Raw genomic sequence first — 25,096 nt, 5'->3', positions numbered from 1 at the left:
GGGTGAACAAAATTCCCCACTGATTAAAGTTTCACTTTATAATAAATAGTAACATACTGTATACATACAAAACATGATCGTGAAATGAAGAATAAATTAGTGGAAAGGAGTGCCAGCATGTTTCATACAGAACGTTTACAAATTCGCAAATATACAATGGATGATTTACAGTTCTACGCTTCACTATGGGGGAACGAGAAGGTAATGCGTTATATTGGAAATGGGACATTAAAAACATATATACAGTGTAAAAAAAGTCTGGAGGAATGGGTGATTCCTAGCTATAAAAACGGTCTCGGTTTATTTGTATTGATTGAAAAGGAAACGGGAACAAGAATTGGTCATGCAGGGCTGGTAAAGCAGAAAATAGATGGAAAAGAGGAAATTGAAATTGGTTATTGGTTACTTCCTCAGTATTGGGGAAAAGGGTATGCAAAAGAAGCGGCGGCAGCATTTCGTGACTATGGTTTCCAAGCATTACGAATGAATAAATTAATTTCTCTTATTAATCCGAATCATCCCGCCTCAATATTTGTTGCTAGAAAAACTGGGCTCAGCTACGAGAAAACAACGTCATTTCATGGAATCGATGCTCTAGTTTATTCTATTAAGCGTGTTGGATGAAAAAATTACTTTTTTAAAGGTAAATTGCATTTTTTGAAGAATGGTATATGAAAATAAAGGGAGGGGTTACATGTACATTTATCATAATGGACTTATTATTCGTGAGGGAACGAGTAGTGTACCAGCATATGCAATTAAAGCTTTATTTGAAGATGCCGGTTGGAGTAATGATAATATCCCTTCTTGGCAAATTGAAAAATTTACGATAGCATTCGAAAATTCAACATGGGCTTTCACAATTTGGGATGAGGAAGAGATGATTGCGATGGTTAGAGTCATTTCTGATGGAATTATGATTGCGAACATAGTAAATTTAGTTGTGAAGTGTGAATATAGAGGGAAGGGATTAGGTAAGAAGCTTGTAGCTCTTTGCCTGCAAAAACTTCCCCACGGTGATTGGTTTGCGCATACATCAGCGAACAATTTTGATTTTTATAGAAGCTGTGGATTTGAAGTTAGAGAGCTATCGAGAAATGGAACATGTGCGTATTATGGATATCAAGTCGCAAAAAGAGATGGTCACCGATAAATGAATGGAAAGTAAAAAAGTATAGCGAGGTAATTTTGAGACTTTTGATAATAGAGAATGGATTGAGGCTCGTTTTATGATAAAATAAAAGAAAATTCTGTTTATTATTAGGGGGATAAAAATGAGTGTAAAAGCTGGGGATGTATTTAAATATGAAAGAAGATTTACTGAGGAAGAAGTTTTTGAATTTGCAAATATTACCGGTGATAAAGGTAGACACCATGTGGAATACGATGAAAATGGAAGATTAATGGTTCATGGTTTATTGACTGCTAGCATTGGGACGAAAGTGGGAGAAGAGTTACATTACATAGCAAGAGAATTAGTAAGTGAGTTTATTAGACCAGTTTTCACAGGAGATACGATCACTTGTGAACTAACTTTAACAAATGTTGAGCAAATGGAAGGCTATAAAAAAGTTTCAATCGAGTCAGTTTATCGCAATCAGCATGAGAAGACTGTACTAGTTGGGACAAGTTATGGAATTATAAGGGGATAAAAAGAAGCCTGTTTAACAGGCTTCTTTTTTATTATTTAGTAAACACGTTTTCGATTTTCTGCATAACTAGAGATGAGTAATAATGCAGTTTCTTCTCCTATATTACGAACAATATGAGGAACGCATGCATTCCATGAGAAAGAATCACCTTCTTCTACAATTGCAATATCTTCACCGTGCTGAACTTCTAATTTTCCGCGTAATACAAGGTGACATTCTTCCCCTTCATGGGCATTTGGTGAATTTTCTTTCGGGAATCCAGTAGGGATTTCTACTAAAGATAGGCGAAGGCCCCCTTGCTCCGCAACATGTTCAATTCTTTGCTCATCTTTGCCGTATACACTGTATTTCCGTTCTTCTTTTTTGACAATTTTTAATCGATCTTTTTGCTCTAACAATAAATAGGGAAGGGGAACGTTTAAAAAATTGGAGATCGTTTCTAAAGTTGAGATAGATGGTGATGTTTTATTATTTTCAACCTGACTCATAAATCCTTTAGAAAGACCTGTTCCCTCGCAAATTTGTGCAATTGTTATGCCTCTACGTTGACGAATTTCACGTATTGCAGAACCAATATTCATAAAATCAAGCTCCTTTTTGTAAACAACTATTTGTATCATAGCAAAAAAAATATATTTTTTCCCAGTGAAAATGAATTGACGAATAAAAAAAATTAGTGTATGTTTTGTAATGTAAATAAAAGTTTTGTATAAGAAAACTATAAAGGAGAGAATGAAATGAATCAACATATTGGTAACTTAATTATTCGTATCGTGTTAGGGGTAACATTCTTCATGCACGGTTTAACAAAATTCCAATCAGGAATTGACAATATTGCAGGATGGTTTACAAGTATTGGTTTACCAGGAGGACTTGCATACGGTGTAGCAACGTTTGAATTAGTTGGAGGTCTATTATTAATTCTAGGTTTAGGTGTAAGATATATTGGATTATTATTTGCACTTGTTATGGTTGGAGCAATCGTAAAAGTGAAATGGTCAGCTGGTTTATTGGGAGATGGAAAAAATCCTGGTTTCGAATTAGAACTTGCATTATTAGCAATGGGTGCATACTTATTTGTTGCAAAAGCTGATGGCTTTGTAGATAATTTCTTAAAAGAAAAAATGTCAAAGAAGAACTAATTTAAATGGGGGGGCTAACAAGATGAGTTTTCAACTTCATCCCGATACAACACTTGATGTTGTTCATTTATACGTATCTAATGTAAAGAAATCACTAGAGTTTTATACGGAAGTACTAAGTATGAAGGTGCTAAGAGAAGAAGAAGCAGTCGTTACATTTGGGAATGAAAATGATGAACCCCTTCTTATCATTGAAGAAAAGAAAGAAGCTTTTCCGAAGCAAAGAGGAAGAACAGGGTTATATCATTACGCAATTTTATTACCAAGTAGGCAGGATTTAGCGAATGTTCTTCGTCATCTTGTAGAAATGGTATATCCACTACATGGCGGGGCCGATCATTACTTTAGTGAAGCTCTTTATTTAGCTGATCCAGATGGAAACGGGATTGAAATTTATCATGATCGACAAAAAGAAGTTTGGCGTGATGAGAATGGAGAGCTCCCATTTGTTAGTAACCCGTTAGCTGGTGAAGAATTATTGCAGCAAGGAAGTACATGGAGTGGATTTCCAGCTGGTACTGTGATGGGGCATATTCATTTCCATGTAGCTGATTTAGAGGAAGCGAAACGTTTCTATGTTGATGGTCTTGGTTTTGAAGTAACAATCCCAGCTCGTAATGGAGCGTTGTTCGTATCAGCAGGTGGCTATCATCACCATATCGGTTTAAATACATGGCAAGGTGAAGGGGTACCACCGCAAATGCCAGGTTCTGTTGGTTTGAAATATTTCACAATTGTATTAGCGGATGAAAAACAAAAAGAGCAAGTATGTGAAAGCTTAAAAAATATTGGTAAGATTGCTACGTACAAAGATGGAATATTACAAGTCGAGGATCCATTTGGACATTGTATCCATTTCCAAATAAAAGGAGAAGCCTAAAAAGGCTTCTCTTTTTTATTTTCTAATAATTGCATTTTCATTTTGTAAAAATAGTTCATCAAATTGTTTTGCAAGCTCAAAATCTAGTTTCGTTAAACCTTTTGCATTCCAAGATGACAAAGTAATAATAACTGCTTTATACTGGATAAGGATAAATGGATGGTGATTATGTTCTTCTGATAGTTTGGCGGCTTCAGAGACAAATTCGACTCCTTTTAAGTAGTCGGAAAACATATATTTTCGTTCAATCCATTTCTCATCTTTTACCATCCATTTATCTACCTTCAATAATTCTTCGTGAACTTCTTCTTCAGTTAATCTTAGCATCATTTTTCACATCCTTTACTGGAAGTAACGCAAGACCATTGTTAATAAGGCGTGTTACAGCTTCGTCAGTTGTGAAAGTAGAAAGTTGATGTAGTAATGCTGCCGATGTTTCATGCCCTTTGTTATGCTCTAAAAGTAACTCTAATACTTCAAGGCGCAGTAACCATTCTTTCGCATAAAATTTATTTAATACTTCTTGAATTGCTACTAATTGATCGATATGCGCGTCGTGTAAAATCCCCTCACTTCGAATATCTCGAACTGTTTGATACATACGTTCAAGTTCATTCAGTACAAGTGGAGCAGGAATTTCGTGAACTTCTTCATCCATTGGGAAAAATGCTGTGGCATCTGCGGCACCTGGGAATACTGAAGTGATTTGTGAGCCAACAGCCATATCAAATGCGCCCCATGAAGCATCAAATAAAACGCGGGCGTTATAAGTAACTGTGCAATCGATAAAGGAAATAAGAGCAATTTTCTTATCGTTTTTTACAATATCTGTTACTGTTCCTTTTACATGAATACCACTTGCAAAAGTAAACTCAGCGATAGTTCCAATTGTAATTCCTAATGATTGTAGTTGTTCGTCTGTACAATTTTCTAATGCAATATTTTCAGTGAGTAATCCAATCGGTGTTCCAAATCCGTCACTGTGTACAGAAGTAGAATGATTCGCTAACTGTTTATTATGAAGTGCTAATGCCGTTGGCGAATTTGTTCGCATGTAAATTAATTCACCTGCATCGTTTTCAATTGTCTCGCTAAATGTACCTGTAATTTGTAATCCGCTATTTAGCTCAGCTGTTGCATAGTTCTCAGAGCGAATTGCTTTTTCTAAACCTTCTTTTCCACCTGTTTTAAAGGCCATTGTTTTAGAAAATGTTTCAAGCGCATCTGTTAATTCTTCAAAGGATTCACAAACAAATAGTTGTGGTTGCATTTTTGTTACGTCATAAGTTGTCCCTATACATGCTTCGATAGAAAATGGAACCTTTTCTACAGCGTCTGTTAAGCAATGTTTGCTTTCGCCAACAGAAGAAAGGAGACCAGCACCATATATCTTTGGATCATCTATATTTCCGATCAATCCATATTCTACTGTCCACCAGAAAAGACGTGAAATTTGTTCAGCTTCTGATAAACCAGAAACTAAGTTTTGTTTTTCAATTACAGCATTTTCAGCAGCCTTAACTTCATCAGGAGTAGAAGTAGGGCTTTCTTTCACTATCGTTAATGTACGAACAGCTTCAAATGCATCATGTTCTTCTTTTGTAGAGAAAGCTTTTGCACCAATTTGCCCAAAACGTTTCACATATTTTGCATATGTAGGATCAAGTAAAATCGGTGCGTGTCCTGCGGCTTCGTGTACGATATCTGGAGCTGGTGTGTACTCGATATTTTCTACTTTCCGAATATCTGTTGCGATCGGTAGTAATCCGTGTCCTTGAAAATCGAAGAATGCTACGCCGGGAATAAGTCCGTCAATCGTTACAGCGCCCCAGCCACTTGGTGCCAAACACTCATTCATTTCTTCTACTTTTGGAATTGCATCTATATTAATACCAGATGATTGTAGTCCGTTCACATAGGCTGGATGAGCAACGTCTTTTAAGAAGCTATGATTTTGTCTCATAATGTAACGCCACACAGCGTGATTCACCGGTGTGTATTGATCATAATGTTGTGTGGATACGAATGGTTTTAAATGCGATGGAATTTCTGTTTTCTTTGTCATTTAGACATCCTCCTTTTTTTCTATAAAATTGAATATCGATTTCGTATAGCTTGTATCACCTCCCTTCATTATTTGTAAGCGCTTATAAAATTTTATCATAAGATTCGGAATTATTTAACATCTGTTTCTGTGAGAAATAGAAAAAGCCCCTATCGGAAAATCCGATAGGGGCGAAAGAATCGCGGTACCACCCTATTTGTAAGTGAAAATATACTTACATCTCAATTAATGATAACGGAAAAATTCCGTCTTTTCCTTCATGCATAAAAGCACTACGAAAAAGAAGCTCCAGAATTGTAATTCATACTTATATATGTGCTAATTTCCACCGACCATTAGCTCTCTGTAACAGGGATATAAGATACTACTGCGATTCTTTCAACGCGTATATATGAAATTGTGTAAGAGGATGGACGCAAAAAAGTCCCTATCGGAAAATCCGATAGGGACGATAAAAATCGCGGTACCACCCTATTTGTAAACAACTAATTGTTTACCACTCACTTTACGATAACGGAAAGATCCGTCTTTCTCTTCATGCATAAAAAGCATTACGGGAAAGAAGCTCCAGAATTGTAATTCACGCTTGTATATGTACTGATTCGCACCAACCATCAGTTCTCTGAGACAGTGATATAAGTCGCTACTAGTATTCCTTCAAAGCCGATATATAATTCGTTCAACTAAACTATGTTTTGTATTATAAAACTATATTAAAAAAATTGTCAACAAAAATTTTTTATCCCGTGTTAATGAGCAGTAAAATTCCTACCTCAAAATTCGGTTGGAGCAAAGAAGTGAGATGGGAGATTAACTGCCCGTAACTCCCGATTGGTGAAGGCTAATAATCAGTGGGGATGAACGAAATCTCCACTGATTAAAATTTTACTTTATTTCACTTCTAAATTAACAGTTAAATTAGAGGTATTGCCAGCTGCATCAGTTGCTACAATGTGAATAGTATTTTTTCCTTCTTGTAATTGAGTGCGATCGAAATAAATGTCATAGCTTTTCTCCCAAGGGTTCAGGAATGCCTGTTCCCATACACCATTTCCGTTAATTTCATATTGCATTCTCACTGGAATACCAGGTGCTATCCAACCAGATTCTGACATCCAATCTAGTAGAATATCATCAACTTTTCCTCTAATTACGAGATTTTCTTGGTCAACCTCGTGTGTTAACTTAGGTGCAGTTCGATCAAGAAATACAGCAGCTGTTTGCTTTGTTTCCCCGCCAGAATTAGAAGCAACTGCTTCAATTTGATATAGCCCATCAGTTAAAGGAGTGCCATCTGCTTTTGTACCATTCCATTTGAAAGATTTATACCCAGGAGTTGCATTTTTAGCTTGATGGATAATCCCTTGATACGTTACACGTTCTTTCGTAACTAAATTTGCATGCAATGTGATATCATCCACAGGCGCAACTAAATAGTAGTTGATGAGATTATCATCTAGTACGTGGTCGCCATTTGGGCTAAAAGTAGAATTAATAATTTCAAGTCCATCGATACGTTTATAATCTTTAGGATCGATACTAAATGTGAATGGAATTCGAATTTCTTCTTTTGCCCCTTGTTCTTTTACATATACATTTCCAGTATACACACCTTGTTGTAGTGAGCTATCTACAGTGATAGTAAATGGTTTTTCGGTACTACTATTCGGTTGAATGCTAATCGATGAAGGGACAGAAGCTTTTACTTTTGTTTTTGTGTTTGCATCTAGTAATTCCACACGAGTTGAAAAACTTTTCTTTTTACTAGAAAGGTTTTGTAATGTAACATTTTGCGTCAGTTTTACTTTTCCGCTATTGGGCTTAATAAGACCGAAGCTGACATTGTTAGGTTTTACTAATACATTTGTTTGAGCTGCTTTCGGAATGTTAATTAAACCAGATCCTTGTGCCATAACAGGGTATGTATTTTCATTGACATCATGTAATGTTTTGGCATTGTTGGCAAGAGCCGCTTTCAATTGTTCTGTCGTCCAATCAGGATGCATTTGACGCAAGAGGGCAACCGCTCCAGCTACTTGCGGAGCAGCCATACTTGTTCCGTTATGCGATTCATAGCCGCCTCGCGGTACTGTACTAGTAATTTGTACTCCAGGTGCAACAACATCAGGCTTTATTAGCCAACTTCCTTGTGATGGTCCTCTTGAACTAAAGTTACCGATAAGTTCTGTTTGCTTTGGTTGTCCAATTTTTATATTTTTCTTTCGTTTTGTAATTAAAGTTTTTAATTCTTCCCCATTTGTATTTGATAATTGCATTACTGGGACAGCTAGATGTTCACGCGAAAAATATTCCGGCATCATATTAATTTCTTTTTCGCTAGAGATTAATAACACACCAAGTGCACCAGCTTGCTTCGCTTGTTCTGCTTTTACTAATGTACTAGAAGTACCTTGTAAAATAAGTGCGAATTTCCCTTTCACATCTTGTTTTGCATAATCACTTGGATTGCCATAACCAACATATACAAGAGGAGAATCATTTTCTATTGGAAAATCGGATTTTGATAATGGTAACCCTTGATATGTTTTGCTGGAACCAGTTACTTGGAATGTTGGAAACGGGATAGAAACCGTAGATGCTCCAACAGAAATGACACTACTTGCGTTACCGGGAGCATCAACAGACCAAGGTTTTGGTCCGTCATTTCCATTTGAAACGACAGCAGTAACACCAAGTTTCGCTGCTCGTTCTAACGTTAATGTTACAGGCTGATCAGGTACATTTAAATCCTGCCCAAGGGAGAGGTTTAACACATCCGCACCATCTTGAATTGCTCGCTCAATTCCTTGGATAATATCATCTGTTGTACCAGTTCCACCGTCATTCATTACACGATAGGCTAGAATAGAAGCGTTTGGAGCAACGCCTTTAATTTTTCCGTTACCCGCAATAATTCCAGCTACATGAGTACCATGTACGTTACCATCCATTGGATCGTTATCTTCATCAACCGTGTCATATCCACCGATATAATTTGCCTTTAGGTCAGGGTGTGTATAGTCTACGCCAGAGTCGATAATGGCTATTTTCATGCCTTTTCCATCAAGCGGTTTGCCAAATGGATCTTTTAAATTCCACGCTTCAGGTGCACCAATTGTCGGTCCACCGATATTTGGTGCTTCTTCGTTAATAGCACTTTTTGATGTTTCATGTAATTTATATGTTAAGTTCGGATAGACTGCTTTTACTTCAGGTAAAGAGGCAAGAGAGGTAATTTGATCTCCAGGAATTGAAATAGAGAATCCGGAAAATAACGTATTATACACTTCTTTAATTTTTGCACCAGGTGCTTTTTCTTTTATTTTCTTAGTCGTATCTTCTTGTGCTTTTTTGAGCTCAGCATGATAAGACTGTGCATTACTATTTTGTAAATCTGGAGCATGCTGAATATTACTTTGAGCAGCGAGAGGTGCATGTTGTAATTCTACAATTACTGATATTTCTTTTGTTGTTTTCGTTTCAACATTTTGAGCGATTTTATGTTCTCCCCACTGTTCAATCGTTGTTTTTAATTGTGGACTAAATTGCTTCTCCTTTTGTAGTGATTCAGCATGAGCACTTAAAGCTCCAAAACTAGAAAAGACAAGCGCCATGCTTAATAGTGTAGATGTAGTTTTTTTCATTGATACTCCCCCTAATAAAAAGTGCCAATATTCAGAAATAAAATCTTGCATTTTAGTTAGAAATTATACATATAAATGTTGGTTAAACTATACTTTCGACATAATTCATACCAATCCTCTATGGATTGAAAATTTCTTGGGAAATTTTTTCTGATTATGTCGAATCGATATTTTTCACATATTGTAGGGATAAAGTGAGGAATGCTATGAGGGAAATGGAGTGATGGTATGAAAAGGCTAATAGTAAGTAGTAGTGTAGTGTTGTTTATGTTTTTATGTTCTATCACTATTACTAGTGCAGAAAATAATAGTGTGAAAGTTGCTTTTATTCGTCATCATAATCTTTGGATTAAAGTTGATGGGAAAGAAATACAGATTACAAAAGGAGAGTACATAACAGGGCCGAAGTGGTCATATGATGGGGAATGGCTAGCGTATGTAAAAGGGAAGAAACAAAGTATTCTTGAGTTATATCGGCTGAAAGATGGAAAGAAAGTTACGCCGTTTCACTCAGAAGCATCGAATTATCAATGGTCACCAACAGAAAATATAATTGCATTTATATTTACAGGTACATTAAATACATTTGATGTAGAAAAAAAGAATGCAGATTTTGAAAATGTATCGGCTGGTGTAGGGGATTATGCATGGTACCCCGATGGAAAGAACTTTCTTGTATCCTCTGAAGCGCACTTACTTCCAACAGGATGGACAGGGGCTCAGCTATATGAAGTGCAAAAAGATGCACATATGAATCCTCACAAAATGAAGCATTTGTATGCATTGCCAAATGAACACGATGATTTCCTAGCGCTAGTAGCAAGTGGCTTTAAGTGGTCACCAGATCAAAAGTGGATTTCATTTTTAGCAGTACCGACAGCTTCATGGTCAGCTGATAGTAATACGCTTTGCTTAGTTCGTGCAGACGGCAGTCGGTTTGAAAAAGTAGATCAAATGTTATTAAACGCACAATGGTTTCAATGGGCACCATCAAAAAATATATTAGCTTATATTGAAGGGAGCGGAAGAGTTGCATTAGAAAATAAACATTTAAAAATAAAGGAATTGCCAGCACTTCAGCAGAACATATTTACGCCGAAAGGATATGTTGATTGGGATTTTGTATGGAAGAACGATAGAGTAATTATCGTTTCACGAGCAAAAGAGGCAGGGATAGAAACTCCACCAGAAAAAAGGCCACTACCATCTTTATATGAGGTCGATAGTACAAGTAATGCACAGCATCAAATCACAAAGAAAACGAACAAGCAAGGGGATTACCACCCGATCTTCATGAAGAAGAGTAATCAATTAATTTGGATACGTTCAGACCGTAAGAAAGCGGATGTATGGCTTGCTCATAAAGATCGGAAGCAGGAAAAGAAGTGGATTGAAAATATAGATGTACCAGCGTGGTATTATGAGAAATGGAATTGGGGAAATGTTATCTCGGTGAAAGAAGAATAAAAAAACTGCCTAAAAAATCATTTTAGGCAGTTTTAATTGTTATTTATGTGTTTTATTTGGCTTTTTTTTCGCTGGGTTTCCGTTCCCTTGGCGCTTTCTATTTTGTTCATCTTTTGCTTGTTTTTCATGTAGTGTATCTAAAAATTCATTCGAGTTACTCATGTTTATATCTCTCCTTTCATTTTGTCATGATTACTATAACCATTTAGGAGGATAATCATGAGTTAGAAGTTAGGCACTTAATTTTCTTCGATAATGTAAGTAAAATATTCCATACATAACAAATAGCATGAGTAAAACTTGTAACTCTACATTTTCTTTTAAAATAGCTGCGATAGTGTCTGGTAAGTACGGTGATTTATCGTTTGTGCTTAAACCTAACCATTTATTTAAGAGGCTAATGGTACAAAACATAAAAACACCGGACCAGCTTGCCGTAATTGCTTTTTGCTTAATTTTTGTTTCACGTTCATCATCTGTAATCCAAGGATTAGCAGTTTTATCACTACTAAAGAAGCCGTTTATATATCCCCATACAATCATTCCAATAAAGACAATTATCCATTTCATATATGTAATTCTCCTTTATATGTAAAAAGTTTTTTACATATAATATTGTAATATTTTACAAAGTTTCATGTCAAATGTTTTTTACATATTGGTTTTCATATAGCAGGAATAAAGTATGAGATAGGGAAGAAATATGTAAGAGGATTTCATAATGAGAGGAGGAAGGGGATGAAAATCGTCTTTGTTCGGCACGGGGAAGGAGAACATACAAGGGATTTGCCATCAAGTTTAAAAGTGCTTCATCCGCCATTGACGGATGAAGGAAGGAATCAGGCTAAATTACTTCAATGCAATGTGCCATTACAAGAGACGGATATATTAATTGCTAGTCCTACACTTAGAACTTTGCAAACGGCGACAATATGGAGTGCGAAAGTTGCTTGTCAAAAAATCGTTCATCCATATGTATCTCCGCGTATTTTTCCTTATCGAGAAGAAGCGAGAACATTACCGTGCGATTATATAGTAGATCAGGGAATGATAACAAAGTTATTTCCGCATTTTTCGATAGAGAAAAGCTCAAATAATCAGTTATGGAAGGAAGGTATAAACACTATTTCAGAGAATAGTTTTCAGCAAATAGTAGATAAATTTCTTCTTTGGTGTTATGAACTGGGTGCTGAAAGAATTTGCATTGTATCTCACGATGGAACAATTACAGCATATAGGCAATATTTACAGAAAGTCGTTTTAACTAGATCAGATTTTTTGAAAGAAACGGGCATATATGAAATGGATTTATCCCATAAAATTCTGATTGATAAGGGCTAATTATAGGATGGGGGTTGTATGTTGAATATTGCATTAGTAGTTGGTTTTAATTCGGATTTAGAGGCGCAATCAATCCGAGCATCTCTTGAATATTTTGGTGCAAGGGTTGTGACATATTGGATTGGTAGACCGAAAGATTTTGTGGAAGTTCTTTCTGGAAAGAACTTATTTAACGATATTAATTATATTATTTTTTGCTTTCATGGTGAAGAAGGGAAGTTTGTCATGGAAGAGTTAGGCGAAGAAGTATATGAACAAGATGAACCGAGAGGGTATTTTGGTACAGAAGAAATTTATAAATATGCAAAATTGCATAATACACATATTGTAAATAGCGGGTGCACGTTAGGGGAGCAAAATCTAGCAAAATCTTTTTTACATAGTGGTGCGAAATCATATATTGGATCGATTGATTATGTAGATGGAAATGCAGCACTTATGTTTACTATACGCTTATTTTATGGGGTTATTAACCATGGGAAAACGTTAGAAGAAGCGTTTCAAGAAGCGAGTTTAATTGATGAGGAGACACATACATTTCGATTCTATAATTAGTTTGAAACACGTTTATTCTATATTCGAATAAACGTGTTTCACATTTAACTCACATTTTTTTTACATTTTTTTCAATGAAAATGGTTATCACTTGTGGTATGATATGTTCAAGTTTTTACAGGTAATAAAAGTTACTATATAAACGTTAGTTTTTAATGTTTCATACGCATGTCACGGATTATTCATAATTAACGTTTGAAAAATAAGTAACTAATGTTATTATATTATCTGTAACTAACTTAATTACAACTTTAGGAGGAAGATATGGTTATTCAATTTTTAAGAGAAAACAAAGCAGTTTCTTTTGCATTAGCAGTAATTCGAGTATATCTTGGTTACACATGGTTAATGGCTGGAATCGGTAAACTACAAGGAAAAGGATTCGATGCAACAGGTTATTTGCAAGGGGCAATTGAAAAATCTAAAGGTGCACAACCGGCTGTTCAATCTTGGTGGGCATCATTCTTACAAGAATTTGCAATTCCAAATGTAGATTTGTTTAATACACTTGTAACATGGGGAGAAATTTTAGTCGGAATTGGTTTAATTGTAGGCTGTTTAACAAAAACAGCGGTCTTTTTTGGTCTTGTAATGAACTTTTCCTATATGTTTAGTGGGTCAATTGGTGTGAACCCTGAGATGGTTATCTTATCTATGTTTGTTCTTGTTTCCGGTATGAACGCTGGGAAATTTGGAATGGATGGCTTCGTTATCCCGAAAGTATTAGGATCAAAAACTCCAAAACGCCAAAAGCAAGCTGCTTAATATATGAAAACGGGTATCTCATTTTGAGATACCCGTTTATGTTATTTTTCAACTTTAATCGGATTGTTCTTAAAGAAATCTTTTACATACCCGACAAATTCTTGTGGTTCTTGGCGAAATGGTGCATGATAACCTTTTTCAATAATATGTAAAGTGCTATTTTTTAAGAATTGATGATACGTTTCTCCTTCTTTCCAGGAAACGCTACTATCATTTCTGCCCCATATAATTAAAGTTGGCTGTTTTATTTCATTTGCATTAATTTTAAGACGTCTAGGCCATAATTTCATTTTATTATAATGCTCTTCATCATTACGTTTGAATTTCACTTTGCTTTCATCATAATCTGTAATAGAAGAAACGGCATTTAAATCAGTCGACAATTGTGGTTTTGGTGAGCCGTGTTTATTAACGAATGTATGAGGGCCACCTGTAGCATCAGTTAAAATAAGGTGAGTAACTGCTTCAGGATATAAATATGTTAAATTTAGAGAAATTTCTCCCCCCATGGAATGCCCCAGTATTGCGAATGAATCATACCCTAGTTTTTTCATTAATTTATAATACAAATTTGCATGAGTTGGAAAAGAATAATAAAAATCCATTGGCTTAGATGAGCGTCCGAATCCTAAAGCATCTACAGAAATAATTGTATGATCTTTTGCTAAATCGGAGTAAATCTTTTGAAAACCATCTGATGACCCTCCAAAGCCATGAATCATAAGTAAAGGTGGTTTTTCATTACCAATCTTTTTAAAGTAAATGGTTTGACCATCTATTTCTACCATTTTTTCCTCGGTAGCTAGTTTCGCTGTAATTGTATTTTTAACTTGTTTTACTTGTTCTACTGGCTTTTCTGCTGCACTACATCCTACTAATAGTGTAAGAGTAAGACAACCTACCATAAAATAGCTAAATCGCTTCAATTAGGTGTCTCCTTTCTAACATAACGCTGTATCTATCATAGCAAATAGCATATTACGATTTCCAGGAAGTTGGCTACCATTTTTTATCATAAGAGGTGAAAGGAGCGTTTCTTGGAAATTTTCTGTTTGAAGAAATTGACGAAATGTAAATTGTGAGTGTGGAACATCAATTCGTACTATACCATTCCAACATTCACATATCTTTTTTAATAATTGGATAGCATCTTCTTCTTGCTTGGCGATAAGTGGATTGATACATAATATATTGCCCTTTTGTATGCATAATGAAAAAGCTTCTATACAGTTATTTCTTTCAATTTTAAAAGAGTATACGGCCCTTGGTAATAGCAAAGAGTAAAGTAGAGAACGATTCATACCAGTTGCAATTTGATCCAGAGAAGTAAGAGATATAAGGTCTTCTTCTTGTACTTGTTGTAAGTGAGAAGGATACGTCTTAATAGTCTGCTTTTCAAAACGATGAATCGTTGTTGCTGTTTGAAATCCACATGATGTGTATAGAGGTTCGCCAGCTTTTGTCGCAATAAGTGCAATGGGTTGTTTTGGATGAATTTGTTCCAAGCAATGATTTAGCAACATGCGCCCTAATCCGCGTCCTTGAAAATTAGGGTGAACGATTAACATACCAATGGAAGCGAAGTTACTTGGAAAGGGAAATACTCCTCCAGTCGCAATGAGTTTGTTTTCATGAATGTAACCTACAAGTGTGCCGATAGAAAGATACATTTTGAATTGTTTTTTCATAAAAATTTCATCGTGTAACCATCCAACAGATTTGCAAAGATTAAGTAATTCAAAAATAAAAGACTCATTTAGCTTTACTATTTTCATAAAGGCTCACCGCATTTCTATTTATTTTCATAAAAATAGAGTCAAAATGTAAAAAAAGAGATTTACGTTAAATGAAATCCAACTTGTTTATATTTAAATTGTAAAGGGCGGGATGATTGATACAAAAAGACAAAGTTATACAAATTATAACTGATATTTACATAAGTTAACAAAAAATTTACATACAGCTAATTTTCTCTTAATAGTCTTCCATTAAATTTGATAGTGGGAAATGAATAACCTAATTAGGGGGACAAGACAGTGAAAAAGTTTGTGAAAAAAGCATGGCCATTTGCAGTTGTGGCATCATTAGCAGTTACTTCGGTAGCAACATGGAATTTTACTCGTTCTAGTGAGGTTAATGCAGATGAGAACGGAAGCAATGCAAAGATTAAAAATGTTATCGTATTAATTGGGGATGGTATGGGCCCTTCATATATGACGGCTCACCGTTATATGAAAGATAATCCAAAAACCTTTGAAATGGAATCTACAGAATTTGATAAGCATCTTGTAGGAACACAAAAAACATACCCAGAAGATGAACATGAAAATATTACAGACTCTGCATCGGCAGCAACAGCTATGTCAGCAGGGATTAAAACATATAATGCTGCAATTGCAGTTGATAATGATAAAGCGGAAGTGAAAACAGTTCTTGAGCAAGCGAAAGAAAAAGGGAAATCAACGGGACTCGTTGCAACTTCTGAAATTACACATGCAACACCAGCTGCTTTCGGTGCGCATGACATTAGCCGTAAAAATATGGACGCAATTGCAAATGATTATTTTGATGAGAAAATTAAAGGGAAGCATAAAGTAGATGTTATGCTTGGCGGCGGCGTAAAGAACTTTGTTAGAAAAGATCGTAATCTTACAGAAGAGTTCAAGAAATCTGGTTATAGCTATGTAACGGATCGAGATCAATTGTTAAATGATAAAAATGATCAAATTCTTGGTTTATTTGCACCAGGTGGATTAGATAAAATGATTGACCGTAATGAGAAAACACCTTCATTAGAAGAAATGACTAGTGCAGCAATTGAGCGTTTGAACAAAAATAAAAATGGTTTCTTCTTAATGGTGGAAGGAAGTCAAATCGACTGGGCTGGACATGATAATGATATTGTTGGTGCAATGAGTGAAATGGAAGACTTCGAAAAAGCTTTCAAAGCAGCGATTGAGTTTGCGAAAAAAGATAAAAATACGTTAGTTGTTGCAACGGCAGATCACGCTACTGGTGGATTATCTTTAGGTGCCAATGGCGAGTATAACTTTAAAGTAGATCCAATTAAAGCTGCAAAGCGCACACCAGACTTTATGGCAAATGAGATTGCAAAAGGTGCAAATGTAGAAGAAACATTGAAAAAGTATATTGATTTACAATTAACTCCAGAAGAAATTCAAGCTGTAAATGATATAGCTCCGTCAAAAGATGTAACAAAGATTGATAATGCAATTGAAGATATTTTCAATAAGCGTTCGGTTACAGGCTGGACAACGGGTGGACATACAGGGGAAGATGTGAACGTATATGCATTTGGTCCAGGTAAATACTTGTTCTCTGGCGTTCAAGAGAATACAAATATAGCGAAACGTGTCTTTGATATTGTTGGTGGTGGCGATCCGAATAAAGGAAGACGCTAATTAAGAGCGAAAGTGAGGCGAAATGCCTCACTTTTCTTTTTAGGAGTTGGGAATATGAAAAAGTTATTTAGGAAATTAAGATTCCTTTTAGTATTTGTAGTATTACTAGTTGGATGTCAACAAGAAGAGAATAATGTAGAACAAAAATCTACTACTAAAAAAACTGAGGAAAAGGTACAAATAACAAAAGAAGAAGAGAGATCTATTCAAGATGTTATTCATACATTTGTGCGAACGACGAATGAAAAAAATCTTGCAGAACATATGGAGTTATTTTCAAAGAAGATGCCTAGTGCTGAAGACTTAAAAACACAAAAAGAAGCCGCATTTCAAAAGGGAAATAAGAAAATTGAATTGGAACATATAGATATGAAAGTTAGTAAAGTAGGGTATGTTATTGTTGAAACGAAAGAAAAGGAAGTAGACGACAGTATCACTCTTCAAAAGAAAGTACAGTATGCTCTTGGGAAAGAAGATGATAAATGGAAGATTGAAGAGGTTCGAACGATAGAGAAAAAATAAAGTGAAACTTTAATAAGTGTGGAGTCGTACTTCCCAAAAATGATAGAAAAAAGGTTCTCATTGGCGAGAACCTTTTTTTATAGTGGTAGCATAATTTGATTTGAACATGCCTCAATATCATCAATATCTTGACGAATTGTGGCCATTTTATTATCCAGATCTTCAGCTTTCATTGCTGCATCATGTAGTTCATCTTTTAAATACTCCGGTATTTTCCCTTCATATTTATAATAAAGTTTGTGTTCTAAACTTGCCCAAAAGTCCATTGCCAGTGTACGTAACTGAATTTCTGCAAATACATCTTTTGTACCAGAATTTAGTGATAAAGGGTATTTAATAATCATGTGTAAACTTTTATATCCGTTTCGTTTTGGGTTAGCGATATAATCTTTTACTTCTATGACTTCCATATCTTCGCGTTTTTGAATGACTTCTTTCAAATGATAGATATCTTCTACGAAGCAACATGTAATACGAATACCAATAATATCTTGTAAATGCGTTTGGGCATTTTCAACTGTCGGTAATAAATTTTTACGTTCAAGCTTTTTAATAATACTTTCAGGTTGTTTTAGTCTTGTTTTTATATGTTCAAACGGGTTGTAATCCTCTAGAAATTGAGCTTCCCGGTTCATAATTTCAAATTTAGTTTTTAACTCTTCTAAAGCAAATGTATATGGTAATACAAAAGCTTTCCAGTAGTTAACTGTTGATTGATTATATTCCATTTATATACACACCTTTTCCTATTTACAAGTGAGGTTGTTATTATACTAAATACCAAATCATATAAGCACAAGCAGCAAATGATGAGATCATAAAGCGATATTTAGTTTTCATACTTTCAACTCCTTCCGAGTAAGATTCTATATAAATAAACGTGATTGTTAATAAGTTCACTATGTACAGTTTCTATAGTAATAGATTCGTGTGAATTTCGTATGAACTAATTGTTTCAGCTTTTTGTCTTTTTGGCTGTTAATCATAATTATTATTCGGATTTAAAGTGTTTTTATTTGATTTATCTATTTGTATAAATTAATGTATATTTAAATTTATAGTTATTGAGGAGGATATATGGTGAACTTTGAAGAATTAGCAATTGCTAGACGTTCTGCAATGAAATTTATACAAGGTATAGAAATCCCTGATGAGGATTTTAAAAAAATATTTGAGTTAACTAAGCTTTCTCCATCTTGCTATAATTTGCAGCACACACATTATGTTGTAATTCGTGATCAAGAGCGAAAAGAAAGATTAAAAGAATTAGCTTTCGGTCAATATAAAGTATCGAGTGCATCAGCGGTAGTGCTCGTTTGTGGTGATAAAAAAGCATACCAAAATGTTGAAAATATTTACTTCGGTATGAAAGTTTTAAAAATGATTGATGAATGTGAATATGAAGATACAATTAGGCAAACGAAAGGTTTATATGAAGGAAAAGGAGAGCGTTTCATGGAGGATGAAGCGATTAGAAATGCTTCGTTAAGCGCGATGACTTTTATGTACGCAGCTAAATATTATGGCTATGATACATGTCCAATGATTGGTTTCGATGAAAAAGCAGTACAAAGTGAATTAAATATGCCGGAGCATATAGTACCTGTTTTAATGATTACGATAGGAAAAAGTGATACGACTAAAACTCGTCCACGAGGATATCGAAAGCCGATTAGTGAGTTTGTTACATACGAATCGTTTTAATAAAGTGAAACTTTAAATCAGTAGGGGTCTTATTGGCCGTTAATGCGGGACAAAATTTATTTAACTATAAAAAACAAGGGGATTCTAAATGGAATCTTCTTGTTTTTGCAATTGACAAATAGAATGAAGTTTTATAATATATAAATCGTAATCATTACGTTTTAGTTGCAATCTTTGAAAGAAAGGAGAATTAAATATGCGTGTAAATATTACATTAGCTTGTACGGAGTGTGGCGATCGTAATTACATTTCTAAAAAAAATAAACGAAACAATCCAGAACGCATCGAACTAAAAAAATATTGTCCACGATTAAAGCGAGTAACGTTACATCGTGAGACGAAGTAAAAGACTAGAGATATCTCTAGTCTTTTTTTTATAGTTCTTTGGTTTTGTTTGTTATAATTACCTTAAAATGTAATAAAGGGAGCGGTATGATGAATCAAAAAGATAAAGAAAGAAAAGAGCGAGTGGCTCATATTATTAACATTCCAGATGAATATAGTCTTGTTGTAGATGATCAAGAAGGGGTTGATGACCCGTATCATCTATTATGGTGGGAGCATAAAGAGGATCAGGAGAGAACGATACAAATTACATTGAATAGACATACTGGTAATTTAATTGAGTTTAGGATAGATGATGAAAATTCTTTTTCAAGTGGTAAGGAAGCGATAGAGGAGAAGAAGGCAAGGGAGATTGCAAATGCGTTCTTGAAAAAATATACAAAAGAAGGATATGAATTCTATACATATGTAACGGTTAAGGACGACAGGCGTGGTTGGAAAGAAGTAAATTATATGCAAGAAGTGAATAGCTATCCATTACCGAATACAGGGTGCGTTGTGCGAGTGAACCCTTCAGGTAATGTTGTGCAATTTCATTACAATGGACAAAAAGCTATAGAGAAAAAACCGTTATGGCCAAGTGAAATTGTTGAGGAGAATATCGTTTTAGAAAATTTGAAAGCTAGACAAGATATGAGACTTGTATTTATAGATTTAACATACTCTTCATGTGAGTATGAAAGCGGGGAAGAAGTAAAAGGGTACCATCTTGTATATGAACCAGAGCCTAGTCATGCGTTTATTGATGCAAGTACAGGTAAAGATTTATATGAGCCAGATCATTATAAATTGCCTTCGGCTGTAGCTGTTGGAAAATCGAGAAAAGGTAACGAACGAGGTGACATATTCGAATTATTTGACTGGAATAAAGAAGGTTTTACAAAAGTAGATGAGACGGAAAATGATGATGAAATAAGGATGAAATTTGTTCCGAAAGAGGAATTACAAAAACAGAAAGAAGAAAAGAATCCATATTTAATGAATGAATTCTTTAAAAAGCATTTACCGATGTTGAAATATAATAATTTAGTTAGCGTTACAATTGATAAATTAACCAATGAATTAACTGGTTTTATAAAACTGACAGATGATAAAGAAGTAAAGCAAATACTGTCTAGAGAGGAATGTTTACAAAAAGCACTTCAATTTTTAGAACGAGTTATTCCAGATATCAAACAATATCTGCGTCTTTGGGAGGAACGTGAAGAAGCAGAAGATGGGATTGAAAGATTTATCTTTTCTGTATATATAAATGATATTCCGGCAGAGTATAACCAATTTATGATCAACATCAATGCAGAAAATGGTGCTGTTATGCACTACTCGGGGGAGTCTAGCAACTTTATAAAAAATTACTTACATATGAAACAACACCAAAATTAATAAAAGAAAAAGCGTTAGAAATATACAGAGCGGCTATCCGAGTTAAATTAGAATGGTTTTTAGATCATGATGCAGAGGAAACGAAATACAAACTGCTGTACAAACAAACGACAGATGAAAAACATAAAGAACCTTTTGATTGTAGTCGGGAAATTCGTTATATTGATGCCCAAGCGGGGAGAAAGATTTGGAGTAAGTAAAATAAAAAGAGTTATTTTTCAAAGAAAATAACTCTTTTTATTTTTATAATTTGCCTGTTCGCTTTTCAAAAGTAAATGTGATAGGAAGATTGGAATGAGAACTATCACTTTTAAATATTACTTTCCATTCTTTAGTATGGGCTTTAATTTCAAAATTAAGAAGATTCATCGCTCTACGTTTATCTATTTCTAAAAACATATTATGAATTTCTGGTTCTTGCTGTAAATTAAGAGCCTTTAGTGTGACTGTAAATGTGAAAAATTCTGCCCTTCATATACTATTTTTGATATTTTTGTTTTTTGTGTATTTAACAGCACATAAAAACGGTCTGATGGAGTTAATTGTACAGAGTCATCAGTAATTTCATTCTCGCTATTATGAAGTTCAACTAAGAAAGATGTACTATGTGAAGAATCTTTTTTGCTTGTAATCTGTAATTCAGTAGGAATCATCGGTATTTCATAAAAGTCATTCCTTATTATATTATTGTAATCCTCTGAAAATTTACGGACTTCTTTTGGAAAAGAGTCTTCTTGTGTACTTAAAAAATTTTTATGTTGCTTTGGAATTTTTTTACTAAAATTTAATGTTTCTTTAAAGTAATAATTGGATCCAGTTAAAAATAAAAAACTACAAATTAATAAAAAAATTCGATACAGATTTTGAAAATGAAAGAACAATAGTATACATGTAATAATTCCAATTACATAGAAAATAAAGATAAGTAGTTCTAGTTTTGAGTGAAACGAGAAACCATAGTTATGAAAAAATTTTATTCCAGTTATAATTTGAGCTCCAAAAAATAAAGAAATTCCAAATTGAAAAAATAATAAATCAGGCCCTCTTTTAATAACAAAAGTAATGAACGAAATGAAAAGTAAAAATACCCCTAAATAAATTGTTACATTTAATAATCGTTCTAATGTAATCATGAATAATGTCCCCTTTAATAGCATATTCATATATAAATAACAATTTTATATAATTATAATATAACAATAAAATATTTTAAATGTTGGAAGTGTTGAGTTTTATAAATAAACTGTACAGACACAAACAACCTCACGCCCACATACACATAATAAAGACCACTATTTTGGCGGAGGTGAAAGGTTTGAGTCTATTCGCCGCAATTGGATATATGGTTCGAGAAGTGTTTGTCTTTGTTTCTTATGTGAAGAATAATGCGTTCCCGCAGCCGTTATCATCAGATGATGAGAGAAAGTACTTAGAGTTAATGGAGCAAGGTGATGCTCAAGCGAGAAATCTTTTAATTGAACATAATTTACGGCTTGTAGCTCATATCGTTAAAAAATTTGAGAACACAGGAGAAGATGCAGAAGATTTAATTTCAATTGGTACGATTGGGCTCATTAAAGCGATCGAGAGCTATTCTGCAGGAAAGGGAACGAAGCTTGCGACGTATGCAGCACGCTGTATTGAAAATGAAATTTTGATGCATTTACGTGTACTAAAGAAAACGAAAAAAGATGTTTCACTTCATGATCCGATCGGGCAAGATAAAGAGGGCAATGAAATATCGCTTATTGATATATTAAAATCAGAGTCTGAAGATGTAATTGATATGATTCAGCTTAGTATGGAGTTAGAAAAAATTAAAGAGTATATCGATATTTTAGACGAAAGAGAAAAAGAAGTGATTGTGAAACGTTTTGGACTTGGGCTAGATAAGGAGAAAACACAGCGGGAAATCGCTAAGGCGCTTGGTATTTCTAGAAGCTACGTATCACGGATTGAAAAGCGTGCTTTAATGAAAATGTTCCACGAGTTTGTCAGGGCAGAGAAAGAGAAAAAAGCGAAAGAGTAAAGTGTATTAGAAGCAGCCATATTTAAAATGGGCTGCTTTTCTTATTGTAAATAAGAAAAGAAAACGCGTTATGCTAAGAAGAAATACATGTTCACTGTTGAAAATGACGGATTCTATCTGTAATATTAGAAGGTGCTAAATAATTTAAGAATAATACCATACTTAGTTTTCTGTATATATAATAAGGCTGCTTTATATGATATGTGGGAATAAGAACCAATTTTACATATGATATAGAAAGAAAAGAAGGGAAAACTAAAGTTATAGACTGATTAGGGGGTTTCGCAATTTGCGACGTACATTATATCGACTTATGATAGAACTTACAAATGGTCGCTTTACTTCTTATATATTACGTAAATTTGCACAATCTCGTTTGAGCTCTATCATTATTCCATCGTATGCGAAAGTTTTTCAAATTAATCAAGATGAGATGGAAAAGGGTTTGAAGGAATATAGAACATTGCATGAATTATTTACGCGTAAGCTAAAAGAAGGAAAGCGTAGTATTGATACAGATGCATCGAGTATCGTTAGTCCTGTTGATGGTGTTTTTGCAGATCATGGTCCTATTGAGGATACAAAAACATTTGATATTAAAGGAAAGCGCTATTCAATTGTGGATATGCTAGGTAATGAAGAACGTGCAACGCGATATGCAGGCGGTACATATATGGTAATTTATTTGAGTCCAAGTCATTATCATCGCATTCATAGTCCGCTTTCTGGTTCTGTGACTGAAAGATTTGTACTCGGTAGAAAATCATATCCGGTAAATGCAGCTGGTATGGAATACGGGAAAGAACCACTGTCAAAAAATTATCGTTCTGTTACAGAAGTAAGCAGTGATGGCGAGCATATGGCTCTTGTAAAAGTAGGGGCCATGTTTGTTAATAGTATTGAGCTTTTGCATGAGAGAGACACTGTTCAAAAAGGTGAAGAAATGGCATACTTTACATTTGGTTCAACAGTTGTGTTATTGTTTGAAAAAGATATGATAGAAGTAGTGCAGGAATTAAAGAGTGGACAAGAGCTTCGTCTTGGTGAAAAAATAGCTACTCGCTTAGCTCATAAATAAAGAAAAGCTTTTATAACCGTAAGTAAGAGTTATGGGCAAAGATACTTAATGATGAAATCCCCTAGATGGGAGTACTTGTTTATTCGAGAGCCATCGTAGGATGGCTCTTTTTACAGGGCATCCAATAAATTATCCTTTAACTGTTTAATTGGTAAGGGCTGATTAAACTTTCACTTTATATGTAATCAAGATGATTTGACAAGCTTGTCCTCTAATGAGCGTCTAATGATTTCTTGTTTTATAAGTAAAATGAAGTCGGGATTTAATTTTAGTTCTTTTGCTTTATAATAAGACTCAGTGAGTAACTCAGTGGATAACTGTTCCATATGTTTTGTTTTCAAGGTGAGTCACCTCCTAATAATATAAGGATTGATTCGTTGATGCATTTAATGTACCAAAAAAATATGACAGTCACAAACGAGTGGTTATCCACATACCTAGGTGGATAAAGTGTGTATAGTTTGTTAGTAAATTCCAAATTAACTGAAAAATTAATGTGGAAAATGTGTACAATTTTATCCACAGGTTATATATCGAAAAATGTTGTCGAAAAATTTTATGAAAAATCCTCAAAGAGGTGAAAGAAATTGAAACTATTTTTACCAAATGAATATGTGAAAAATGTATATCATGTTCAACCAGAAGATTTAAAAAAACGTGGGATTAAAGGTGTTATTACTGACTTAGATAACACTTTAATTGAATGGGATCGTCCCAATGCAACACCGCAACTTGAAAAATGGTTTTTGGAAATGAAAGAGCAAGGCATTCAAGTAACGGTCGTTTCAAATAATAATGAGCAACGTGTAAAAGATTTTGCTGATCCATTAGGTATTCCATTTATTCATAGTGCACGTAAACCATTTGTTCGCGCATTTAAGCGTGCGATACAAGAGATGCGTTTGCAGCCAGATGAAGTTGTAGTAATTGGAGATCAGTTACTGACTGACGTGCTTGGTGGAAACCGAGTAGGCCTTCATACAATTTTAGTTGTACCGGTAGCACAAACGGACGGATTAGTAACGCGCTTTAATCGAAAAATTGAACGAAGAATTATGAAAAATATGAAGAAAAAAGGTTTAATTAACTGGGAGGAATAAAG

At 34.5% G+C, this 25,096-nt stretch carries 26 protein-coding genes, 2 pseudogenes and 2 other annotated features; of the genes and pseudogenes, 17 read left to right on the top strand and 11 right to left on the bottom strand.

Annotation, left to right across the window (positions count from 1 at the left end):
* Positions 1–84: 84 nt before the first annotated feature.
* The 3 genes from NST90_RS20640 (at position 85) to NST90_RS20630 (ending at position 1,652) form a co-directional block, all read left to right on the top strand.
* On the top strand, positions 85–624 hold the full coding sequence (locus NST90_RS20640; protein ID WP_139848815.1) for a GNAT family N-acetyltransferase: 540 nt from the start codon (positions 85–87) through the stop codon (positions 622–624).
* 70 nt (positions 625–694) lie between these two features.
* Positions 695–1,153, top strand: a complete 459-nt coding sequence (locus NST90_RS20635) for a GNAT family N-acetyltransferase (protein WP_000276126.1) — start codon at positions 695–697, stop codon at positions 1,151–1,153.
* Positions 1,154–1,274: 121 nt separating this feature from the next.
* On the top strand, positions 1,275–1,652 hold the full coding sequence (locus NST90_RS20630) for a MaoC/PaaZ C-terminal domain-containing protein (protein ID WP_000111564.1): 378 nt from the start codon (positions 1,275–1,277) through the stop codon (positions 1,650–1,652).
* Positions 1,653–1,687: 35 nt separating this feature from the next.
* On the opposite strand, the gene NST90_RS20625 is transcribed toward NST90_RS20630, so the two are convergent.
* A complete protein-coding gene (locus NST90_RS20625) occupies positions 1,688–2,233 on the bottom strand; it encodes an XRE family transcriptional regulator (protein ID WP_001020693.1) in 546 nt (181 codons plus the stop codon).
* Between the two features lie 156 nt (positions 2,234–2,389).
* Between NST90_RS20625 and NST90_RS20620 the strand changes: the two genes are divergently transcribed.
* Complete coding sequence (locus tag NST90_RS20620) at positions 2,390–2,794, top strand: DoxX family protein (RefSeq protein ID WP_001071553.1); 405 nt, start codon at positions 2,390–2,392, stop codon at positions 2,792–2,794.
* 22 nt (positions 2,795–2,816) lie between these two features.
* Positions 2,817–3,674, top strand: a complete 858-nt coding sequence (locus NST90_RS20615) for a VOC family protein (protein WP_048536265.1) — start codon at positions 2,817–2,819, stop codon at positions 3,672–3,674.
* A gap of 15 nt (positions 3,675–3,689) precedes the next feature.
* On the opposite strand, the gene NST90_RS20610 is transcribed toward NST90_RS20615, so the two are convergent.
* From NST90_RS20610 to NST90_RS20600, 3 genes are all read right to left on the bottom strand, one after another.
* On the bottom strand, positions 3,690–4,004 hold the full coding sequence (locus NST90_RS20610; protein ID WP_000979538.1) for a 4a-hydroxytetrahydrobiopterin dehydratase: 315 nt from the start codon (positions 4,002–4,004) through the stop codon (positions 3,690–3,692).
* Positions 3,985–5,739 carry an aromatic amino acid hydroxylase gene (locus tag NST90_RS20605; protein WP_048536266.1) on the bottom strand — a complete coding sequence of 585 codons (1,755 nt, stop codon included), beginning with the start codon at positions 5,737–5,739 and terminating at the stop codon, positions 3,985–3,987. The genes NST90_RS20610 and NST90_RS20605 overlap by 20 nt, the downstream gene beginning before the upstream one ends.
* A gap of 163 nt (positions 5,740–5,902) precedes the next feature.
* Positions 5,903–6,130, bottom strand: a binding site (T-box leader).
* A 50-nt stretch (positions 6,131–6,180) separates the two neighbouring features.
* Positions 6,181–6,409: a binding site (T-box leader), on the bottom strand.
* 220 nt (positions 6,410–6,629) lie between these two features.
* The gene (locus NST90_RS20600; RefSeq protein WP_097862316.1) at positions 6,630–9,383 is read right to left on the bottom strand and encodes a S8 family serine peptidase; all 2,754 of its coding nucleotides are present in this window, start codon (positions 9,381–9,383) and stop codon (positions 6,630–6,632) included.
* Positions 9,384–9,611: 228 nt separating this feature from the next.
* On the opposite strand from NST90_RS20600, the gene NST90_RS20595 reads away from it, so the two are divergent.
* Positions 9,612–10,850 (top strand): PD40 domain-containing protein, encoded by a 1,239-nt coding sequence (locus NST90_RS20595; protein WP_074618784.1) that lies wholly within the window; start codon positions 9,612–9,614, stop codon positions 10,848–10,850.
* A 39-nt stretch (positions 10,851–10,889) separates the two neighbouring features.
* Here the strand turns inward: NST90_RS20595 and NST90_RS20590 are convergent, their stop codons facing one another.
* Entirely contained in the window at positions 10,890–11,012 is a 123-nt protein-coding gene (locus NST90_RS20590; protein ID WP_000071866.1) for a DUF4023 domain-containing protein, read from the bottom strand.
* 69 nt (positions 11,013–11,081) lie between these two features.
* Complete coding sequence (locus NST90_RS20585) at positions 11,082–11,420, bottom strand: hypothetical protein (protein WP_000871150.1); 339 nt, start codon at positions 11,418–11,420, stop codon at positions 11,082–11,084.
* A gap of 168 nt (positions 11,421–11,588) precedes the next feature.
* Between NST90_RS20585 and NST90_RS20580 the strand changes: the two genes are divergently transcribed.
* The 3 genes from NST90_RS20580 (at position 11,589) to NST90_RS20570 (ending at position 13,511) form a co-directional block, all read left to right on the top strand.
* Complete coding sequence (locus NST90_RS20580; RefSeq protein ID WP_074618783.1) at positions 11,589–12,191, top strand: histidine phosphatase family protein; 603 nt, start codon at positions 11,589–11,591, stop codon at positions 12,189–12,191.
* A gap of 18 nt (positions 12,192–12,209) precedes the next feature.
* Positions 12,210–12,746, top strand: coding sequence for a hypothetical protein (locus tag NST90_RS20575; protein WP_000931925.1), 537 nt, complete (start codon positions 12,210–12,212; stop codon positions 12,744–12,746).
* A 264-nt stretch (positions 12,747–13,010) separates the two neighbouring features.
* Entirely contained in the window at positions 13,011–13,511 is a 501-nt protein-coding gene (locus tag NST90_RS20570) for a DoxX family protein (RefSeq protein ID WP_000236592.1), read from the top strand.
* 41 nt (positions 13,512–13,552) lie between these two features.
* Here NST90_RS20570 and NST90_RS20565 read toward each other — a convergent pair whose 3' ends face one another.
* Positions 13,553–14,437, bottom strand: coding sequence for an alpha/beta hydrolase (locus NST90_RS20565; RefSeq protein ID WP_080495854.1), 885 nt, complete (start codon positions 14,435–14,437; stop codon positions 13,553–13,555).
* Positions 14,438–14,452: 15 nt separating this feature from the next.
* Entirely contained in the window at positions 14,453–15,286 is an 834-nt protein-coding gene (locus NST90_RS20560; RefSeq protein ID WP_074618782.1) for a GNAT family N-acetyltransferase, read from the bottom strand.
* A 261-nt stretch (positions 15,287–15,547) separates the two neighbouring features.
* Here NST90_RS20560 and NST90_RS20555 point away from each other — a divergent pair, with 261 nt between their 5' ends.
* On the top strand, positions 15,548–16,933 hold the full coding sequence (locus NST90_RS20555) for an alkaline phosphatase (protein WP_074618781.1): 1,386 nt from the start codon (positions 15,548–15,550) through the stop codon (positions 16,931–16,933).
* 54 nt (positions 16,934–16,987) lie between these two features.
* Positions 16,988–17,455 carry a hypothetical protein gene (locus NST90_RS20550; protein ID WP_000732795.1) on the top strand — a complete coding sequence of 156 codons (468 nt, stop codon included), beginning with the start codon at positions 16,988–16,990 and terminating at the stop codon, positions 17,453–17,455.
* A gap of 77 nt (positions 17,456–17,532) precedes the next feature.
* On the opposite strand, the gene NST90_RS20545 is transcribed toward NST90_RS20550, so the two are convergent.
* Positions 17,533–18,183, bottom strand: coding sequence for a GTP pyrophosphokinase family protein (locus NST90_RS20545; RefSeq protein WP_000456219.1), 651 nt, complete (start codon positions 18,181–18,183; stop codon positions 17,533–17,535).
* A gap of 349 nt (positions 18,184–18,532) precedes the next feature.
* Between NST90_RS20545 and NST90_RS20540 the strand changes: the two genes are divergently transcribed.
* The 3 genes and pseudogenes from NST90_RS20540 (at position 18,533) to NST90_RS20530 (ending at position 21,087) form a co-directional block, all read left to right on the top strand.
* Positions 18,533–19,159, top strand: coding sequence for a nitroreductase family protein (locus tag NST90_RS20540; RefSeq protein ID WP_000245978.1), 627 nt, complete (start codon positions 18,533–18,535; stop codon positions 19,157–19,159).
* Between the two features lie 196 nt (positions 19,160–19,355).
* Positions 19,356–19,505, top strand: a complete 150-nt coding sequence (gene rpmG / locus NST90_RS20535) for a 50S ribosomal protein L33 (protein ID WP_001265617.1) — start codon at positions 19,356–19,358, stop codon at positions 19,503–19,505.
* 86 nt (positions 19,506–19,591) lie between these two features.
* Positions 19,592–21,087: pseudogene (locus NST90_RS20530) on the top strand (YcdB/YcdC domain-containing protein).
* Positions 21,088–21,130: 43 nt separating this feature from the next.
* Here the strand turns inward: NST90_RS20530 and NST90_RS20525 are convergent.
* Positions 21,131–22,020, bottom strand: a pseudogene (locus NST90_RS20525) (hypothetical protein).
* 182 nt (positions 22,021–22,202) lie between these two features.
* On the opposite strand from NST90_RS20525, the gene sigK reads away from it, so the two are divergent.
* Positions 22,203–22,916 (top strand): RNA polymerase sporulation sigma factor SigK, encoded by a 714-nt coding sequence (gene sigK / locus NST90_RS20520; protein WP_000051382.1) that lies wholly within the window; start codon positions 22,203–22,205, stop codon positions 22,914–22,916.
* A 289-nt stretch (positions 22,917–23,205) separates the two neighbouring features.
* A complete protein-coding gene (locus NST90_RS20515) occupies positions 23,206–23,994 on the top strand; it encodes a phosphatidylserine decarboxylase (RefSeq protein ID WP_001255000.1) in 789 nt (262 codons plus the stop codon).
* Positions 23,995–24,179: 185 nt separating this feature from the next.
* Here the strand turns inward: NST90_RS20515 and NST90_RS20510 are convergent, their stop codons facing one another.
* A complete protein-coding gene (locus tag NST90_RS20510) occupies positions 24,180–24,335 on the bottom strand; it encodes a sporulation histidine kinase inhibitor Sda (RefSeq protein WP_000850094.1) in 156 nt (51 codons plus the stop codon).
* Between the two features lie 246 nt (positions 24,336–24,581).
* On the opposite strand from NST90_RS20510, the gene NST90_RS20505 reads away from it, so the two are divergent.
* Positions 24,582–25,094, top strand: coding sequence for a YqeG family HAD IIIA-type phosphatase (locus tag NST90_RS20505; RefSeq protein WP_000765314.1), 513 nt, complete (start codon positions 24,582–24,584; stop codon positions 25,092–25,094).
* Positions 25,095–25,096 lie beyond the last annotated feature (2 nt).

Source organism: Bacillus sp. FSL E2-8900 (assembly GCF_037966225.1).
Classification (GTDB): domain Bacteria; phylum Bacillota; class Bacilli; order Bacillales; family Bacillaceae_G; genus Bacillus_A; species Bacillus_A cereus.
This window is presented reverse-complemented; position numbering and strand designations above follow the sequence as displayed.